At 71.7% G+C, this 17,586-nt stretch carries 15 protein-coding genes and 1 riboswitch; of the genes, 8 read left to right on the top strand and 7 right to left on the bottom strand.

Annotated features, from left to right (window positions below; all coding sequences use genetic code 11):
• The first annotated feature begins 76 nt into the window (after positions 1 to 76).
• The 6 genes from ACYSUO_RS03115 to ACYSUO_RS03090 all read left to right on the top strand — a co-directional run bounded on the left by ACYSUO_RS03115 (position 77) and on the right by ACYSUO_RS03090 (position 6,958).
• Positions 77 to 379, top strand: coding sequence for a barstar family protein (locus ACYSUO_RS03115; protein ID WP_461774443.1), 303 nt, complete (start codon positions 77 to 79; stop codon positions 377 to 379).
• A gap of 117 nt (positions 380 to 496) precedes the next feature.
• Positions 497 to 1,939, top strand: a complete 1,443-nt coding sequence (locus ACYSUO_RS03110) for a GuaB1 family IMP dehydrogenase-related protein (RefSeq protein WP_426904987.1) — start codon at positions 497 to 499, stop codon at positions 1,937 to 1,939.
• A 335-nt stretch (positions 1,940 to 2,274) separates the two neighbouring features.
• The gene (locus ACYSUO_RS03105; protein ID WP_461774442.1) at positions 2,275 to 3,759 is read left to right on the top strand and encodes an amino acid permease; all 1,485 of its coding nucleotides are present in this window, start codon (positions 2,275 to 2,277) and stop codon (positions 3,757 to 3,759) included.
• A gap of 10 nt (positions 3,760 to 3,769) precedes the next feature.
• Complete coding sequence (locus ACYSUO_RS03100; RefSeq protein ID WP_461774441.1) at positions 3,770 to 4,222, top strand: Lrp/AsnC family transcriptional regulator; 453 nt, start codon at positions 3,770 to 3,772, stop codon at positions 4,220 to 4,222.
• A gap of 169 nt (positions 4,223 to 4,391) precedes the next feature.
• Positions 4,392 to 5,183 carry a carbon-nitrogen hydrolase family protein gene (locus ACYSUO_RS03095; RefSeq protein ID WP_461774440.1) on the top strand — a complete coding sequence of 264 codons (792 nt, stop codon included), beginning with the start codon at positions 4,392 to 4,394 and terminating at the stop codon, positions 5,181 to 5,183.
• A gap of 71 nt (positions 5,184 to 5,254) precedes the next feature.
• Positions 5,255 to 6,958: a flavin monoamine oxidase family protein gene (locus ACYSUO_RS03090; protein ID WP_461774439.1), complete on the top strand. Its 1,704-nt coding sequence runs from the start codon at positions 5,255 to 5,257 to the stop codon at positions 6,956 to 6,958.
• A 28-nt stretch (positions 6,959 to 6,986) separates the two neighbouring features.
• On the opposite strand, the gene ACYSUO_RS03085 is transcribed toward ACYSUO_RS03090, so the two are convergent.
• Together ACYSUO_RS03085 and ACYSUO_RS03080 are read right to left on the bottom strand one after the other, a co-directional pair.
• Positions 6,987 to 7,922, bottom strand: coding sequence for an LLM class F420-dependent oxidoreductase (locus tag ACYSUO_RS03085; protein WP_461774438.1), 936 nt, complete (start codon positions 7,920 to 7,922; stop codon positions 6,987 to 6,989).
• Between the two features lie 113 nt (positions 7,923 to 8,035).
• A complete protein-coding gene (locus tag ACYSUO_RS03080; protein WP_461774437.1) occupies positions 8,036 to 8,749 on the bottom strand; it encodes a DUF5995 family protein in 714 nt (237 codons plus the stop codon).
• A 99-nt stretch (positions 8,750 to 8,848) separates the two neighbouring features.
• On the opposite strand from ACYSUO_RS03080, the gene ACYSUO_RS03075 reads away from it, so the two are divergent.
• Entirely contained in the window at positions 8,849 to 10,039 is a 1,191-nt protein-coding gene (locus ACYSUO_RS03075; protein WP_461774436.1) for a glycoside hydrolase family 6 protein, read from the top strand.
• A gap of 27 nt (positions 10,040 to 10,066) precedes the next feature.
• Here ACYSUO_RS03075 and ACYSUO_RS03070 read toward each other — a convergent pair whose 3' ends face one another.
• Together ACYSUO_RS03070 and ACYSUO_RS03065 are read right to left on the bottom strand one after the other, a co-directional pair.
• Complete coding sequence (locus tag ACYSUO_RS03070; RefSeq protein ID WP_461774435.1) at positions 10,067 to 11,470, bottom strand: uracil-xanthine permease family protein; 1,404 nt, start codon at positions 11,468 to 11,470, stop codon at positions 10,067 to 10,069.
• 123 nt (positions 11,471 to 11,593) lie between these two features.
• The gene (locus ACYSUO_RS03065; RefSeq protein WP_461774434.1) at positions 11,594 to 12,808 is read right to left on the bottom strand and encodes an MFS transporter; all 1,215 of its coding nucleotides are present in this window, start codon (positions 12,806 to 12,808) and stop codon (positions 11,594 to 11,596) included.
• A gap of 94 nt (positions 12,809 to 12,902) precedes the next feature.
• Between ACYSUO_RS03065 and ACYSUO_RS03060 the strand changes: the two genes are divergently transcribed.
• A complete protein-coding gene (locus ACYSUO_RS03060) occupies positions 12,903 to 14,054 on the top strand; it encodes an ROK family transcriptional regulator (RefSeq protein WP_461774433.1) in 1,152 nt (383 codons plus the stop codon).
• Positions 14,055 to 14,102: 48 nt separating this feature from the next.
• Here the strand turns inward: ACYSUO_RS03060 and ACYSUO_RS03055 are convergent, their stop codons facing one another.
• From ACYSUO_RS03055 to ACYSUO_RS03045, 3 genes are all read right to left on the bottom strand, one after another.
• Positions 14,103 to 15,257, bottom strand: coding sequence for a glycine-rich protein (locus ACYSUO_RS03055; RefSeq protein ID WP_461774432.1), 1,155 nt, complete (start codon positions 15,255 to 15,257; stop codon positions 14,103 to 14,105).
• A 179-nt stretch (positions 15,258 to 15,436) separates the two neighbouring features.
• Complete coding sequence (locus tag ACYSUO_RS03050) at positions 15,437 to 16,165, bottom strand: SDR family oxidoreductase (protein WP_461774431.1); 729 nt, start codon at positions 16,163 to 16,165, stop codon at positions 15,437 to 15,439.
• A gap of 90 nt (positions 16,166 to 16,255) precedes the next feature.
• On the bottom strand, positions 16,256 to 17,170 hold the full coding sequence (locus tag ACYSUO_RS03045; protein ID WP_461774430.1) for an RNA polymerase sigma-70 factor: 915 nt from the start codon (positions 17,168 to 17,170) through the stop codon (positions 16,256 to 16,258).
• A 148-nt stretch (positions 17,171 to 17,318) separates the two neighbouring features.
• Positions 17,319 to 17,450, top strand: a riboswitch (FMN riboswitch).
• The last annotated feature ends 136 nt before the right edge of the window (positions 17,451 to 17,586 follow it).

Raw genomic sequence — 17,586 nt, 5'->3', positions numbered from 1 at the left:
CCCGCGCCTCAATCTCCCCCAGCTAACGCTGGGAGGTGCCCCCTGCGGGGCTTAAATTGGGGAGGCTTCGGTGGGTGTGCGGCGGATTGATCTTCAGGGCGTCGTCGACAAGGACGGGTTCATGGACCGGTGCGCCGCCGCGCTCGACCTGCCGTCGTGGTTCGGGCGGAACTGGGACGCCCTCGCCGACGCCCTCGGCGATCCGGGGCAGCTGCCCGACGCCCCCGAGGGCGCGCCGCTCGTCGTTGTCGTGACCGGGTGGGCCGGGTTCGCCGAGCGGCAGCCCGGCCAGTGGGAGACCGCCCGTGAGGTGTTCGCACAGGCCTCGGCCGCGCAGATCCGCGTGGAACTCGGAGGATCGTCCAAGGAACAGCTCTGACCTTGGGATGTTCGGCCCGGAGACTCGACTTCGGGATACATGGGAAAATGAAGTACGTGCTTTGTGCTCCGGGAGCAGACTTCTGGGGCCCCCTTCTACCGACTGGGATGTCCGCACGTGCGTTTCCTCAATGACATCAAGCCCGCGTACGACCTGACGTACGACGACGTCTTCATGGTGCCGAGCCGGAGCGCGGTCGGCTCCCGGCAGGCCGTCGATCTTTCGTCGCCGGACGGCACGGGCACCACGATCCCGCTGGTCGTCGCCAACATGACCGCGATCGCCGGGCGTCGTATGGCCGAGACCGTCGCCCGCCGCGGTGGCCTCGTTGTCATTCCGCAGGACATTCCGATCGAGGTCGTCACCGAGGTCATCTCCTGGGTCAAGACGCGCCACCTGGTGCTCGACACCCCGATCGTCCTCGCGCCGACGCAGACCGTCGCGGACGCCCTGGCGCTGCTCAACAAGCGCGCGCACAACGCCGGTGTCGTCGTCGACGACGAGCAGCGGCCCGTCGGTGTCGTCACCGACCAGGACCTGACCGGCGTCGACCGCTTCACGCAGCTGTCCGAGGTCATGTCCAAGGACCTGCTGCTGCTCGACGCGGACATCGACCCGCGCGACGCCTTCAACAAGCTGGACGGCGCCAACCGCCGCTACGCCCCGGCCGTCGACAAGGAAGGCCGCCTCGCCGGCATCCTGACGCGCACCGGCGCCCTGCGCGCGACCCTCTACACCCCGGCCACCGACGCCAACGGCAAGCTGCGCATCGCCGCCGCCGTCGGCATCAACGGCGACGTGGCGGGCAAGGCCAAGCAGCTGCTCGACGCCGGCGCCGACACGCTCGTCATCGACACGGCCCACGGCCACCAGGAGTCGATGATCGAGGCGATCAAGAAGGTCCGTGCGCTCGACCCGCAGGTGCCGATCGTCGCGGGCAACATCGTGGCCGCCGAGGGCGTCAAGGACCTGATCGAGGCCGGCGCCGACATCATCAAGGTCGGTGTCGGACCCGGCGCCATGTGCACCACGCGCATGATGACCGGCGTCGGCCGTCCGCAGTTCTCCGCCGTCCTGGAGTGCGCCGCCGAGGCCAAGAAGTACGGCAAGCACGTGTGGGCCGACGGTGGCGTGCGGCACCCGCGCGACGTCGCCATGGCGCTCGCCGCCGGTGCGTCCAACGTCATGATCGGTTCGTGGTTCGCGGGCACGTACGAGTCCCCGGGCGACCTGCAGCACGACGCCAAGGGCCGCGCCTACAAGGAGTCCTTCGGCATGGCCTCGGCCCGCGCCGTGAAGAACCGGACGAGCGACGAGTCCGCGTACGACCGTGCCCGCAAGGCGCTCTTCGAGGAGGGCATCTCCACCTCGCGGATGTTCCTCGACCCGGAGCGCCCGGGCGTCGAGGACCTGATCGACTCGGTCATCGCGGGTGTCCGCTCCTCCTGCACGTACGCCGGTGCCAACTCGCTCGCCGAGTTCGAGGAGCGGGCGACCGTCGGCATCCAGTCCGCCGCCGGCTACGCCGAGGGCAAGCCGCTGCACGCCAGCTGGAGCTAGAGCAGCACGAAGCATCGCGAACCCCGCGTTCCTCTTCGGAGGGGCGCGGGGTTCGTCGTTTTCGCCTCATGGGGAGACCGAACCAAACACACCCGGGCGCAACGGACCAAACGGACCGCGCAACGATCGTCCGCGTCCGGGGCGGTAGCGCAACGATCATGCGCGACTGCGCAAGGTTGCTGCATTACTCCTGGGAACAGAACTCCTCTAGAGTCATCCGCTGTACGTTGCGTGGCGGGGTTCGGCCTGCTCGGCGGGACCCGTCCGACGGGTGTGCTCCGCCGCGTCCCCTCGCTGCGGTCAACCTCACCCGGCAGCGATCAAGGAGCCAGTCCGTGCTCGACCACGGCGCACCCCCGCGCACCCCGCAAGCCGCCCCCGCGCCCGCCGGGTTCGGCGCCCGCCTCATGCGGCGCAAACCGGTGGATCTGCTGGTCGCGGAGGGCGGCCAGGGCGAAGGCGGATCGCTGCGGCGCTCCCTCGGCCTCTGGCAGCTGACCATGATCAGCATCGGCGCCACGCTCGGCACCGGCATCTTCGTGGTGCTCGGTGAGGCCGTCCCGAAGGCCGGTCCCGCCGTCACGCTGTCCTTCGTGATCGCCGGTCTCACCGCGCTCTTCTCGGCGCTCTCGTACGCCGAACTGGCCGGCACCATCCCGGTCGCCGGCTCCTCCTACTCGTATGCGTACGCAACGATGGGCGAACTTCTCGCCTGGGTGTGCGGCTGGTGTCTGGTCCTGGAGTACGGGGTCTCGGTCGCCGCGGTCGCCGTCGGCTGGGGCGAGTACCTCAACGAGCTGCTCGACGGGACGATAGGCGTCACCATCCCGGCCGCCCTGTCCGCGCCGCCCGGTGACGGCGGGATCTTCAACCTGCCCGCGCTCATCGTGGTGCTGCTCGCCATGGTGTTCCTGCTGGGCGGCGCCAAGGAGTCCGCGCGGGCCAACACCATCATGGTCGCCGTGAAGATCGCGGCCCTGATCCTCTTCTGCGTCATCGGCTTCATGGGCTTCAAGTCCGGCAACTACGAGAACTTCATGCCGCTCGGCATGGCGGGCGTGAGCGCCGCCGGTGCCACGCTCTTCTTCTCGTACATCGGCTTCGACGCCGCCTCCACCGCCGGTGAGGAGGCGAAGAACCCGCAGCGCGACCTGCCGCGCGCCATCATGCTGTCGCTGATCATCGTCACCGCGCTGTACGTCCTCGTGGCCGCCGTCGCCGTCGGCGCCCGCCCCTGGACGCACTTCACCGACTCCGAGGCGACGCTCGCCGCGATCATGAAGGACGTCACGGGGCAGCCCTTCTGGGGCACGGTGCTCGCCGCCGGCGCCGTCATCGCCATCGCGTCCGTCGTGCTCACCGTGCTCTACGGGCAGACCCGCGTGCTGTTCGCGATGTCCCGCGACGGCCTCGTGCCCAAGGTGTTCGCCAAGGTGCACCCGAAGACCGGGGCGCCGCGCGCCAACACGATCATCGTGTCCCTGTTCTGCGGCATCCTCGCCGCGGCGATTCCGCTCGGCCAGCTCGCCGACGCCACCAGCATCGGCACGCTCTTCGCGTTCGCCCTGGTCAACATCGCCGTGATCGTGTTGCGCCGGACCCGGCCCGACATGAAGCGCACGTTCCGCGTGCCGCTGTCGCCGGTCCTGCCGATCGCCGGCTTCGCGTTCTGCATCTGGATGATGGGCAGCCTGTCCGCTATCACCTGGATCGTCTTCGGTGTCTGGATGGCCGTCGGTCTCGTGTTCTACTTCAGTTACGGGATGCGCCGCTCCCGCCTGGCCGCCCCGGACACGGGCCTCGTAGACGCAGAAAAGTGAACCTCCTGCCTTGCTGAACGATCTCGACGAACGCATCGTGCACGCCCTCGCCGAGGACGCCCGCCGCTCCTACGCGGACATCGGCCAGATGGTGGGCCTGTCCGCGCCCGCCGTGAAGCGCCGCGTGGACCGGCTGCGGGCCACCGGCGCGATCACCGGGTTCACGGTGCGCGTTGACCCGGCCGCCCTGGGCTGGGAGACCGAGGGGTTCATCGAGATCTACTGTCGCTCCAACACCTCGCCGGAGTCGATCCGGCGGGGCCTGGAGCGCTATCCCGAGGTCGCGTCCGCCTCCACCGTCACCGGTGAGGCGGACGCGATCGTGCAGGTCTTCGCCTCCGACATGCGGCACTTCGAGCGGGTCCTGGAGCGGATCGCGGGGGAGCCGTTCGTCGAGCGGACGAAATCGGTGCTGGTGCTGTCGCCGCTGATGCGGCGCTTCACGTCGGGATCGCCCGCGTAGCGAGGCCTGAGCGAGATCTACGGCCCTCGCGCAACGAATCGCCGTTCAGCGGGAAAATCACGCAACGAACAGCTCGGCAGCGTGCAACAGGTGCTTCTTGTCCGGGGCGACGGGCGACCGCAGACTCTATGTGACCCCAAACCCTGCCCCGTACCGGTTGAGGACACGCATGCGTACCGCCCTGTTCCAGAGTTCAGGACACCCCGGCTCGACCGCCGCGAACCTCAAGGTTCTCGACGCCGCCGCGGGCCGGGCCGCCGCCGCGGGCGCCGGGGTCCTCGTGACCTCGGAGATGTTCCTGACCGGGTACGCGATCGGTGACGACGTGGCCCGGCTCGCCGAGCCCGCCGACGGGGACGCGGCCGACGCGATCGCCGAGATCGCGCACCGGCACGGCCTCGCCGTCGCCTACGGCTACCCGGAGCGCGCGGGCGACGCCGTCTACAACTCCGTACAGCTGATCTCCGCCGAAGGCGCCCGCCTCGCCAACTACCGCAAGACACACCTCTTCGGCTGCTTCGAACGCGAGCAGTTCACGCCCGGGGAGCAGCCGGTCGTGCAGGCCGAGGTGAACGGTCTGCGGGTCGGCCTCATGATCTGCTACGACGTCGAGTTCCCGGAGAACGTACGGGCGCACGCCCTCGCCGGCACCGACCTGCTGCTCGTGCCGACGGCGCAGATGCACCCCTTCCAGTTCGTCGCCGAATCGGTCGTGCCGGTGCGTGCCTTCGAGAACCAGATGTACGTCGCGTACGTCAACCGGGTCGGCGCGGAAGGGGAGTTCGAGTTCGTCGGACTCTCCACGCTCGCCGGACCCGACGGGGTGGCCCGCGCCCGCGCGGGGCGTGGCGAGGAGCTCGTGCTCGCCGACGCAGACCCCGACTTCCTCGCCGCCTCCCGCGCCGCCAACCCGTATCTGAGCGACCGCCGCCCGGGACTTTACGGCTCGCTCGCCTCCTGAGGCCCGGCCGCAGCCGCCTCAACTCCCGCTTCCTGCCCAGCACTTCAGTACCCGCAAGGAGTCCGTACCCCATGACGTCCACGGTGCCCACCGCCGCCCAGCACACCGAGGGCCAGCCGCCCATCACGATGTTCGGGCCGGACTTCCCGTACGCGTACGACGACTTCCTCGCCCACCCGGCCGGCCTCGGCCAGATACCCGCGACCGAGCACGGCACCGAGGTCGCGATCATCGGCGGCGGCCTGTCCGGCATCGTCGCCGCGTACGAGCTGATGAAGATGGGCCTCAAGCCCGTCGTGTACGAGGCCGACCAGATCGGCGGCCGGCTGCGTACGGTCGGCTTCGAGGGCACCCCGGCGGGGGCCTCGGAGCTGACCGCCGAGATGGGCGCGATGCGCTTCCCGCCGTCGTCCACGGCGCTGCAGCACTACATCGACATGGTCGACCTGAAGACGAGGGCGTTCCCCAACCCCCTCTCGGAGGCCACGCCTTCGACCGTCGTCGACCTCAAGGGCGAGTCCCACTACGCCGAGACGATCGCCGATCTGCCGCAGGTGTACCGGGACGTCGCCGAGGCGTGGAACAAGTGCCTCGACGAGGGCGCCGACTTCTCCGACATGAACCAGGCGATGCGCGAGCGCGACGTGCCGCGCATCCGCGAGATCTGGGGCAAGCTCGTCGAGAAGCTCGACAACCAGACCTTCTACGGGTTCCTGTGCGAGTCCGAGGCGTTCAAGTCCTTCCGGCACCGGGAGATCTTCGGCCAGGTCGGCTTCGGTACGGGCGGTTGGGACACGGACTTCCCGAACTCCATCCTGGAGATCCTGCGCGTCGTCTACACGGAGGCCGACGACCACCACCGCGGCATCGAGGGCGGCTCGCAGCAGCTGCCGCTGCGCCTGTGGGAGCGCGAGCCGGAGAAGATCGTGCACTGGGCGCAGGGGACCTCGCTGTCCACCCTGCACGTGGACGGCAAGCCGCGCCCGGCCGTGACCCGGCTGTCCCGCACCGCCGGCAACCACATCACCGTCACGGACGCCGACGGCGACATCCGCACGTACAAGACGGCGATCTTCACCGCGCAGTCCTGGATGCTGCTGTCCAAGGTGGACTGCGACGACGAGCTGTTCCCGATCGACCACTGGACGGCGATCGAGCGCACGCACTACATGGAGTCCAGCAAGCTGTTCGTGCCGGTCGACCGGCCGTTCTGGCTCGACAAGGACGAGGACACCGGCCGTGACGTCATGTCGATGACGCTCACCGACCGCATGACGCGCGGTACCTACCTGCTCGACGACGGGCCGGACAAGCCCGCCACGATCTGCCTCTCCTACACGTGGTGCGACGACAGCCTCAAGTGGCTGCCGCTGTCGGCGAACGAGCGCCTCGAAGTCATGCTGAAGTCGCTCGGCGAGATCTATCCGAAGGTCGACATCCGCAAGCACATCATCGGCAACCCGGTGACCGTGTCCTGGGAGAACGAGCCGTACTTCATGGGCGCGTTCAAGGCGAACCTGCCCGGCCACTACCGCTACCAGCGCCGCCTGTTCACGCACTTCATGCAGGAGACGCTGCCCGAGGACCGGCGGGGCATCTTCCTCGCCGGTGACGACATCTCGTGGACGGCCGGGTGGGCCGAGGGCGCCGTGCAGACCGCGCTGAACGCGGTGTGGGGCGTCATGCACCACCTGGGCGGCAGCACGGACGCGTCGAACCCCGGCCCGGGCGATGTGTTCGACGAGATCGCGCCGGTGGAGCTCCCGGAGGACTAGGGGACCGGGGGGCCGAGGGACCGGAGGACTAGACGCCCGCGGCGCGCGCCTTCTCGTACAGCTCCGCCGCGACGTCCTTAAGCTCCTCCGCGTCGCGGGTCTGGCCCTGGAGTTCGATCAGGATCTCCTCCAGGCCCACCTCGTCGTGCGCGACCAGGTCCTCCACGATCTGGTCGACGCTGCCCTGGAACGGTTTGCGGTCCTCGCCGGTGTACGGCTCGGGGGTGTGGACCGTGTTGACGCGCAGCACGGTCTGCAGGGGCGCGGTGCGGCCGCGCTCCTCGGCGAGTGCCTGGAGGTCGGCCCACTGCTGCTTGAGGCCCTCGGCCCCCATCGCCGCGGGCATCCAGCCGTCCGCCTTGTCGACCATGCGGCGGGCCGCCCGCGGGCTGTTCGCCGGGAGCAGGATCGGCAGCGGCCCGGCCGGCTTGGGGCCGACCACGGACGGCGCGATCGTCGTCAGCTCACCCTCGTACGACACCGGGTCCGGGCCCCACACCGCGCGGCACACGTCGATCAGCTCGTCGAGCACCTTGCCGCGCCGCTCGAAGGGCGCCACGCCGGCCGCCGCGTACTCGTCGTGCGACCAGCCCGTGCCGAGCCCCGCGACGACGCGGCCCCCGCTCACCGCGTCCAACGAGGCGAGGGAACGGGCGAGTTGGAAGGGGATGTGCAGCGGCGCCACGAGGACGCTGGTGCCGAGCCGCGCGCGGGACGTGGCGGACGCCGCCAGGGTGAGCGCGACGAGCGGGTCGGCGACCGAGCGGTACTGATCCGGCCAGGGCAGGCCCGGGATCCCGTACAGGCCCTGGGTGGCGGGCTCGGGGTACAGGATCCGCTCGAAGACCCACAGGCTGTCGTAGCCCACGGCCTCCGCCGCGCGCGCCACGTCCGGGATGTCCCTGCCGAGGTCGTACTGCTTCATCTGGGGCAGTCCGAGGCCGAGTCGGGTCGTCGTCGCCATGCGCGTGCTCCTTTGCTCGCCGGGTCTGTTCGACAGCGTGGATCTCTGTGTCGACGTGGATCTCTGTGTCAACGTACCGACGCCGTACGGGTGTTCCGTCGGATTCGGCAGAGTCAGTCGGGCAGAGGGGTGAGCAGCATCCGGCCGACCAGCCCCACCGACGCGTCGAGTCGGTGCGCGAACTCGGCCTCCACGGACGGCAGATCGCGCAGTGCCCACAGGGCGCGGGCCGCTCCCCACGCGCCGTCGCGGGCGCGCTCCAGGCTCCATGCGCCGAGCAGATGGGTCAGTGGGTCGGCGACCTGAAGCAGGTCGGGTCCCGGCATCAGCTCTTCACGGATGCGCTCCTCCAGCGAGATGAGCAGGTCGCCTACGCGCTCGAACTCATCCTCCAGGGCGTCCGGTTCGCAGCCCAGCGTGCGACACGCGTCCACGACGGCGAGCGCCAGGTCGTGCCCGATGTGCGCATTGATGCCCGCGAGCGCGAACTGCAACGGGCGTACGCCGGGATGCCGGCGGAGCTGGAACAGGGGCCGCCAGCAGGCGGGCGGGCGCGCGCCGTGGGCCGCCGCGTCGACCGCCGCGAGATAGCGCTCGGCGAACCGGACGTCCAGCGTGACCGCCGCTCCCCGGTCCTGGAAGCCGCCGGTGAGCCCACCGTCGATGGCCCGGTCGACCTCCTCCGTGACGGAGAGATAGACCCGGTTGAAGACGGCCACACCGTCGCGCGGTGGCAGATCCGCGCCGAGCGCGCGCATCCGTGCGATCACGATGTCGACCCCTTGAGCGGGGATCCGGGCCTGTGCGAACCGCTCCAACTGCGCCATGCACGCAGCGTCCCAGCCGTAGCCTTGCGCGGACGTCGGCTGGCCGGGGGCTTCCCCAGAACGAGGGAACGGCGGACCTGGAGGGGGAGGGTGGGTGCGGTGTCGGGCTTACGCGCGCGGCGACTGGCCGAACGGCGGGCGGAGCGGCGCCGCAGGGCGGTGCGCGGAGCGCTCGCCGCGGCGGCCTCGACCGTGGTGGCGGTCGGCACCGTAGCGGGCCTCATGTCCGCCCTCGACCGCGACAGGGCCGAGGCCGACGAGGCGCGCCCGACCGTCAGCGCGACGCCCAGCCTGCGCCCACTGCCCGCGCTGCCGACCGCATCGACGACCAGCAACACACCCTCACCGTCGAAGAGTTCGAAGCCGAAGCCCAAGCCCAAGAAGACGGCCCCCGCCCGGCCGAAGCCGTCGAGCGCCCCGCCCGCCGCGAGCGGCCTGTACCGGTACGGCGACTCCCAGGTCCTCGACTGGGTGCGGGCCAACCGCTCCGACCCGCGCCGCCCGCTCATCGAGTCCCGGATAGCGAGCCGCCCGGCCGCCGTCTGGTTCGCGGACTACGCGCCCGACACGATCACCGCGCGGGTGCGCGCGGTCACCTCGGCCGGGGCGCGCGCGGGACAGGCGCCGGTGCTCGTGCCCTACGCCGTCCCCGACCGTGACTGCGGCGGACACTCCGAGGGCGGGGCGCCCGACCTGGACGCGTACGCCGACTGGATCGAGAGGTTCGCGCGGGGACTCGGCTCCCGCGAGGTCATCGTGATCCTGGAGCCGGACGCGCTGTCCCAGACCGAGTGTCTCTCCAAGGGCCAACAGGCCGACCGTTACGCCGCGTTGGCGCACGCGGGCCGGGCCCTCAAGTCCGCGAACCCGCGCGCCCGCGTCTACTACGACGCCGGACACTCCGCCTGGAACCCGCCCGGCACCCAGGCCGGGCGCCTTCGCGCGGCGGGCGCCGCGTCGGCCGCGTCGTCCGACGGCGTGTTCACCAACGTCTCCAACTTCCACCGGACGTCGGACGAGATCGCGTACGCCCGCAAGGTGCTCGCCGCGATGGGCGGGCCGAGCGGCCTGGGCGCCGTCATCGACACGAGCCGCAACGGCAACGGCGCCCCGGCCGACGGCGAGTGGTGCGACCCCGACGGCCGCACCCTGGGCCGGCCCCCGACGCTGCGGACCGGCGAGGCCGGGATCGACGCGTACCTGTGGGTGAAGCTGCCCGGAGAGTCGGACGGGTGCAAGGGGGAGCCGGGGACGTTCACGGCGGACTACGCGTACGAGTTGGCGGACTGAGGCGTGGACCGGTGGGCGGGCGGGTGACTACTTGTCGCCGGCCGGCTTGTCGGCGGCCCGCTCCTCGTCGTACGACGACGTGCCCTCGTCGAGCAGCGGCGTTTGCGTCTTGAGGTGCGCGGGGGCCATCGCCCGGAGTGCGTGATAGCCGGTGATCACGACGATCGTGCCGAGGGCGATGCCGCTCAGCGAGAAGGTGTCGGTGAACTTCAGGGAGACGTCGCCGATGCCGATGATGATGCCCGCGGCGGTCGGGACCAGGTTCAGCGGGTTGCGCAGGTCGACCCCGGCGTTGATCCAGATCTGCGCGCCGAGCAGGCCGATCATGCCGTAGAGGATGACCGTGATGCCGCCGAGCACGCCGCCCGGGATCGCCGCGACGATCGCGCCGAACTTCGGGCACAGGCCGAAGAGCAGTGCGAATCCGGCCGCCGCCCAGTACGCCGCCGTCGAGTAGACGCGGGTCGCGGCCATCACGCCGATGTTCTCGGAGTACGTGGTGTTGGGCGGGCCGCCGACGGCCGTGGAGAGCATCGAGCCGACGCCGTCCGCCGAGATGGCCGTGCCGAGCTTGCCGTCGAGGTTGTCGCCGGTCATCTCGCCGACGGCCTTGACGTGGCCCGCGTTCTCCGCGATCAGCGCGATGACGACCGGCAGGGCCACCAGGATCGCCGACCACTGGAAGGACGGGGCGTGGAAGGTCGGCAGGCCGAACCAGTCCGCCTGGCCGACGGCCGACAGGTCGAGGCGCCAGTGGTCGACGGCCTTGCCGCCGCTGTTCGGCGAGTGGATCTTGCCGAAGATCTGGTCGAGGACCCAGGAGAGCGCGTAGCCGAAGACCAGGCCCAGGAAGATCGCGATGCGCGACCAGAAACCGCGCAGGCACACCACGGCCAAACCGGTGAACAGCATGACGAGCAGCGCCGTCCACTGGTCGGTCGGCCAGTACGTGGTGGCCGTGACCGGCGCGAGGTTGAAGCCGATCAGCATCACGACCGCGCCGGTCACCACCGGCGGCATCGCCGCGTGGATGATCCGCGCCCCGAACTTCTGTACCGCGAGGCCCACCAGGAACAGCGCGACACCTACGACGAAGACCGCGCCCGTCACCGTCGCGCTGGTGCCGCCCTGCGCCCGGATCACGGCCGCGACGCCCACGAAGGAGAGCGAACAGCCCAGGTAACTGGGGACCCGGCCGCGCGTCGCGAGCAGGAAGATGATCGTCGAGACGCCGGACATCATGATGGCGAGGTTCGGGTCGAGCCCCATCAGGACGGGCGCCACGAAGGACGCGCCGAACATCGCGACCACGTGCTGTGCGCCGAGCCCGATCGTGCGCGGCCAGGAGAGCCGCTCGTCGGGGCGGACGACCGCGCCGGGAGCCGGCGTGCGCCCGTCGCCGTGCAGTTTCCAGCGCACGCCGAGGTCCATGAGAGTTTCCGCCTTCTGTGGGGGCCGTGAGGTGGGTGGTGCCTGTGCGGCTCGAAATGATCGCTTCATGTTAATGCGACGTAAGTGCGAGCTCGCACCGAGCCACCGCCCACCTGTCCGGTCCTACGAGGCGTGATCCGCCGCCCGTGCGGCGTCGGGCTCCGCCGCCCCCGTCTTCGTACGGTCGCCGCCGCGCAGCACCTTCGCGAACACCACGAGCCCGGTCGCCAGCACCGTCACCAGGCCGAACGAGACCACCAGGCTGGTCGCGTCGGCGATCGTGCCGATCGCCGAGGGCGCGATCAGGCCCGAGGTGTACGTGATGGTGGCGACGCCGGCGATGGCCAGGCTCGGGTTCGGGCCGCTGCGCCCGGCCGCGGCGAAGCAGAGCGGCACCACGACCGCGATACCGAGGCCCACCAGGCCGAATCCGGCCATCGCGACGCCCGGGTTCGGCGCGACCACCACGAGCAGCGCGCCGAGTGTGGCCACGACGCCGCTGACCCGCACCGTGCGCACCGCGCCGAACCGGTCCACCACCGCGTCGCCCGCGATCCGCGCCACCGCCATCGTGAGCGTGAACGCCGTGGTGCAGGCCGCCGCGAGCCCGGCCGACGTGCCGAGCACATCCCGCAGGTACACCGCCGACCAGTCCAGGCTCGCGCCCTCCGCGAACACCGCGCAGAACCCGACCGCCCCGATGAGGAGCGCCGACTTGGGCGGCAGCGCGAAGCGCGGCGGCGCCTCCTCTTCCTCCGTCGGCCGCAGATCGAGCACCCAGCGGCAGACGACCAGGCCCGCCACGGTCAGCACGACCGCCGCGATCGCGTGGTGCAGCCGCGCGTCCGAGCCCAGATGCGCGGCGAGGGTGCCGCCGAGCGAGCCGAGCAGGGCGCCCACGCTCCACAGCCCGTGCAGCCCCGACATGATCGATTTGTCGAGCCGGGTCTCGATCTCGACGCCCAGCGCGTTCATGGCCACGTCCGACATGCCCGCGGTCGCCCCGTACACGAGCAGCGCGGCGCACAGCGTGAGCAGATTGGGCGCGAGCGAGGGCAGGATCAGGGCCAGCGTCCACAGCGCGAGCAGTCCGCGCAGCCCGGCGCGGGCGCCGAAGCGGTGGGTGACGCTGCCCGCGAGCGGCATCGAGAGCGAGGCGCCGATCGCGGGGAAGGCGAGCGCGAGGCCCAACTGCCCCGCGCTCACGCCCGCGTGCTCCTGGATCCAGGGCACCCGCGTCGCGAACGACCCCGTCACGGAGCCATGGATGCAGAAGACGGTGGCGACGGCGTACCGCGCCCGCTTCAACTCCCTTGGTGCGTACGTCACTTCCTGCATCCCGCGAGCCCTCCCCAAGTCTCCCTTGTGTGCCGCCGTAAACTATCAGGAACCCTGCCTGATAATGCCAGTGATATCCGCGTAGGATCCCGCCATGCCCGCATCGCCCAGAACCGCCCGAGCCATCAACGACCGGCTCGCGCTGCGCCTCCTCCAGGAGGAAGGGCCGCTCACCGCAGGGCAGTTGAAGGAGCGCACGGGCCTGTCCCGGCCCACCGTCGCCGACCTCGTCGAGCGGCTCACCGCGGCGGGCCTCATCGAGGTGGTCGGCGAGGCGGGCGCCCAGCGGCGCGGCCCCAACGCCCGGCTCTACGGGATCGTCGCCGACCGCGCCCACCTCGCCGCGCTCGACGTGCGCACCGGGGGCGTACGGCTCGTCGTCGCCGACCTGTTGGGCACGGTGCTCGCGGAGGCATCGGTGCCGGTCGGGACGGGGGAGGAGGCGGGCGCCGCCGTCGAGCGCACCGTCACGACGCTGGAGCGCACGGCGAAGGAGGCGGGCGTCGAGCGGCTGCACACCGTCGGCGTCGGCGCCCCCGGTCTCATCGACCCCGCGACCGGCGACCTGCGCGACTCCTCCGGCCTGCCGCAATGGCACCGCCGCCTGGTCTCCGCGCTGCAGGAACGGCTGCCCGCACGGGTTTTGGTGGAGAACGAGACGAACCTGGCCGCCCTCGCCGAGCGGCGGGACGGCGCCGCCCGCGACCGTGACACCTTCGCGCTGCTGTGGCTGGGCCTCGGCATCGGCGCCGCCGTCGTCCTGGACGGAAAGCTGCGGCGCGGCGCGTCGGGCGGCACCGGAGAGGTCGGGTTCCTGCCGGTGCCGGGGACGGCCGGGCTGCCGTCCGCGTCCGGCTGCGACGGAGGCTTCCACTCGCTGGCCGGCTCGGCGGCGATCCTCGAACTGGCCGCGGCACACGGCCTCGTGGCCCCGGGCGAGCCCCTGGAGAAGGCGGCCGACGTGGTGCGTGACGCCGACGAAGCCTTCCTGGACGCGCTGGCCGACCGGGTGGTGCTCGGGGTCGCCGCCGTGGTCGCCGTCCTCGACCCCGGTTGCGTCGTACTGGCGGGCGAGGTCGGCCGCGCGGGCGGCGCCGCGCTCGCCCGGCGCGTGGGGGAGCGCGTCGCCGCGATGTCACCCCTGTTCACCGACGTGCGCGCCGGTGAGCTGGGCGGCGGGGCGGTCCTGCGCGGCGCGCTCCTGATGGCACGGGAGGCCGCACAGGAGCAGGTTTTCGCTCCGTAGCGGCACCCCCGTACCACCGTCCGGCGACGCCGGGTGTCAGGAGCGGCGTCAGCGGTTACGGGCTCCGCGTGCCAGGAGCACGAGTGCGCCGCCCGCCACCACGAGGGCCCCGGTGGCCCACAGGGCCCAGCGGTTCCAGGACGGGGCGCCGGTGTTCGCCAGGACGGGCGGCTTGGACGCGTGCGGAGCGCTCGGCGCGGATGGAGTGGCCGGTGGCGTGGTGCTCGGCGCGGGCGTCGGCGTGCTCGTCGACTCCGAGGGCGTGGGCGTCGGGGTCGGGGTGTCGGAAGGTGTCGGCGTCGGTGAAGGCGACTCGCAGTCGTGCCACTCCAGGGCCACCTCGCCGTCCCCGGCGCGGGCCCCCGTGGTGAACGTCGCGCCCGCGGGGCCGAGGCTGGAGCCACCGCCGCCCCCGCCCGCGTGCATGGTCGCCCCGGTGGAGGACCCGCCGGCGCCACCGCCGCGGGCCCCGCCGCCGCCCCCGCCACCGGTGCCCATGTGCGGGTCCCCGACGTTCAGGGCGCCGGAACCGCCGGTGGTGCCCACGGCCGCGCCGCCCGCGAAGCCCGCGGTGTCGTCGTCCGACTCCGGGACGCCGCCCGCGCCACCGGTCCCGCCCGCGCCACCGGCCGCTCCGCCCTTCCCGGAGGTCGGGTCGCCGTTGTCCGAGCCCGAGGTGCCGGTCTCGCCGCCGGCGCCGCCCTGGCCCTCGGCCCCGGCCCAGCTGCCCGCCCCGCCGCCCCCGCCACCGGCGACGATCAGTGTCCGGTCCGCGGTGGCGACGGTCGTGGCGCCGCCACCGCCCGCCGCCGTGGCGCCGTTGCCCGCCGAGGGATCGGCGTTGTACGCGCCGGGCTCGCCGCCGCCGTTGTAGCCGCCGCGGGCCGTCGGGTCGGCGTCGGTGCCGCCGGTCCCGGCGCCGCCGACGTTCACCGTCAGCACCTGTCCGGCCCGGACGTCGACGGTGGCACGCACCTGCGCGCCCCGGCCGCCCGCACCGCCGTAGGCGGCGTCGCCACCAGCGGCGCCGAACGCGTCGATGGTGACCCGGCAGGTGTTCTCGGGCACGGTGACGGTCTGTTCGGAGCCGCTGAACGCCACCGTCTCGCTCCCGGCGGCCAGGGCCGCGGAGGCGGTGACTCCGGTGAGTGCGACAGCGGTGGCGAGAACGAGTCCGCGCGAGGCATGGCGTCCGATGGTCATACCGACGACCCTGCCGACTCCCACGGCGCCTCCTCGACAGCCACGGCGGTCGCCGGCCGACGGAACCACTCGCCTGGCGGGACGGGGTCCAGTGAGACCGCCCCGGCGGGACAGGCCAAGCGGGCCCTGACTCCTCAGGCCAGGACTCCTCACGCCTTGACTCCTCGGGCCAGGACTCCTCAGGCCAGATACTCCGCGAAGGTGCGCTTCCCGACCGCCCGCTCCGGCGCCAGATGCCCACCCGCCCTGAACGCCCGGTACGCCTTCCCGGCCAGCGGCACCGACACCACCGCGCGCCGCTTCCCCGCCGCCTTGAGATACGTACGCGCAAGATCCGCGAACGCGAGAACCTCGGGACCGCCCATGTCCTCGACCCGCCCCGCCGGAGGCGACTGCGCCAACTCGGCCAGCCGATCCGCGACTTCGGCCACCTCGATGGGCTGATCGCTGACACCGGAGGGCAACACCACCACCGGCAGCTTCGCCGCGACCCGCACGATCGTCGCCACCAGATCGTGGAACTGCGTCGCCCGCAGCACCGTCCACCCGAGCCCCGACTCCTCGACGAGACGCTCCACCGCGAGCTTCGCCTTGTAGTAGGGGAACGGGACCTCGTCCACGCCGACGATCGAGATGTAGAGAAGGTGCGGGACCTCCGCTCGCCGCGCCGCCTCGATCAACTTGGCGGCAGCCTTCTCGTCGCCGCCGGTCTGCGTCGTCGCGCAGTGCACGATCGTGTCCACGCCGGTCACGGCCCGGTCGAGCGCGGGCCCGCCCTCGCGCAGGTCCACGGCGTACGGCTCGCTGTGCCTGCTCAGCACCCGCACCTCGTGCCCCGCCCCGCGCAGCCGCTCGGTGACGAGCCGGCCGAGCGTTCCGGTTCCGCCGGTCACCAGGATCGTGGTCATCGCCGTCTCAGCTCCTTCGCAACCGGGCGTCCCCCTGCGGAACGCCCGTCGTCAGCTGAGAACCGGCGAGGGCCCGCGTTTGTGACAGCCCTACGCGGCCATCCCGAGCTGACGCGTCACGAACCCCAGCTTGTCCGGGTTCAGGATCGTCCGCCCGACCGAAACGCGCCCTTCCCGCACCTCGAAGCAGACCACCGCGAACAGGCCCCCGTCGGGCCGCCGCGCGATGATCCCCGGCTCCCCGTTGATCTCCTCGACGAACAGCTCCACGCCCACCAGGTACTTCTCGGCGATGCCCTCCAGGAACCGCAGCACCTTCTCGCGGCCCGCGACGGCCTTGCGGGCCGCGGTGACCTTGCCGCCGCCGTCGCCCCACCACTGCACATCCGTGGCGAGCATCTTCTCCAGGCCCGCCAGATCGCCCTCGCGCGCCGCCCCGACGAACGCCTCCACCAGCTCACGCCGCACCCGCTCGGACGGCTCGAACCGCGCCCGGTCCTCCCGCAGCCGCGCCACGGAACGCCGGTACAGCTGACGGCAGTTGGCCTCGCCGAGGTCGAGCACCCCGGCGATCTCCCGATACCCGTACGCGAAGGCCTCCCGCAGCACGTACACCGCCCGCTCCGTCGGTGTGAGCCGCTCAAGGAGCACCAGCAGCGCGCACGACACCGAGTCGAGCTGCTCGGCCGACTCCAGCGGGCCGAGCGTGCCGTCCGAGGTGAGGACGGGTTCGGGCAGCCAGGGGCCCGCGTACTGCTCCCGCCGGACGCGCGCGGACGAGAGACGGTTCAGGCAGAGGTTCGTGACGACCTTGGCGAGCCAGGCCCCGACGTGCTCGACGGACCCCGGCTCGGTGGCGCCGAACCGCAGATACGCGTCCTGCACCGTGTCCTTGGCCTCCTCGGCGGAGCCGAGCAGCCGGTAGGCGAGCCCGAACATCCGGGCCCTGTGGTTCTCGAACTCGGCGGCGCGGGCCGCGTGTTCGGTGGATGGCGTGCTGGTCACGCCCTCAGACTGCCAGAACGTTGCCTGCCAGAACGGCGTCGTATTCCCGCCGGCGGGCGGAAACCAGCGCCACGGCCTGTGAGTCAGCCCACAGCGTTCGCATGCGTGCACGTCGGAGAGACGTGGCAGACTGGCTCTGTACCAGAAGCAGCGCACTCCGGGGTCGGTGAAAGTCCGAACCGGCGGTTACAGTCCGCGACCCGGTCACGATCCTGTGGCCGGTTGACCAGGTGAAATTCCTGGACCGACGGTTAAAGTCCGGATGGGAGGCAGTGCGCGGCGGGCGGGCACGTGAGTGCGCGTCGCCGGCTGTTTCAGCGGTCCCGCCAAGGGACCGGTGTCTAACGCGGCGTCGCCACAGGTGTCGCAGTCCGTACGTTCTGTCGTCGTCGTACGACAGTGCCCCGGAGTCCAGG

The sequence above is a fragment of the Streptomyces sp. UC4497 genome (assembly GCF_054871485.1).
This window is presented reverse-complemented; position numbering and strand designations above follow the sequence as displayed.

Coding starts and splice junctions, on each gene's coding strand:
- ACYSUO_RS03050 (WP_461774431.1), bottom strand. CDS start 16,165: ATGACCACGATCCTGGTGACCGGCGGAACCGGAACGCTCGGCCGGCTC.
- ACYSUO_RS03095 (WP_461774440.1), top strand. CDS start 4,392: ATGCGTACCGCCCTGTTCCAGAGTTCAGGACACCCCGGCTCGACCGCC.
- ACYSUO_RS03080 (WP_461774437.1), bottom strand. CDS start 8,749: ATGGCGCAGTTGGAGCGGTTCGCACAGGCCCGGATCCCCGCTCAAGGG.
- ACYSUO_RS03055 (WP_461774432.1), bottom strand. CDS start 15,257: ATGACCATCGGACGCCATGCCTCGCGCGGACTCGTTCTCGCCACCGCT.
- ACYSUO_RS03065 (WP_461774434.1), bottom strand. CDS start 12,808: ATGCAGGAAGTGACGTACGCACCAAGGGAGTTGAAGCGGGCGCGGTAC.
- ACYSUO_RS03060 (WP_461774433.1), top strand. CDS start 12,903: ATGCCCGCATCGCCCAGAACCGCCCGAGCCATCAACGACCGGCTCGCG.
- ACYSUO_RS03090 (WP_461774439.1), top strand. CDS start 5,255: ATGACGTCCACGGTGCCCACCGCCGCCCAGCACACCGAGGGCCAGCCG.
- ACYSUO_RS03070 (WP_461774435.1), bottom strand. CDS start 11,470: ATGGACCTCGGCGTGCGCTGGAAACTGCACGGCGACGGGCGCACGCCG.
- ACYSUO_RS03085 (WP_461774438.1), bottom strand. CDS start 7,922: ATGGCGACGACGACCCGACTCGGCCTCGGACTGCCCCAGATGAAGCAG.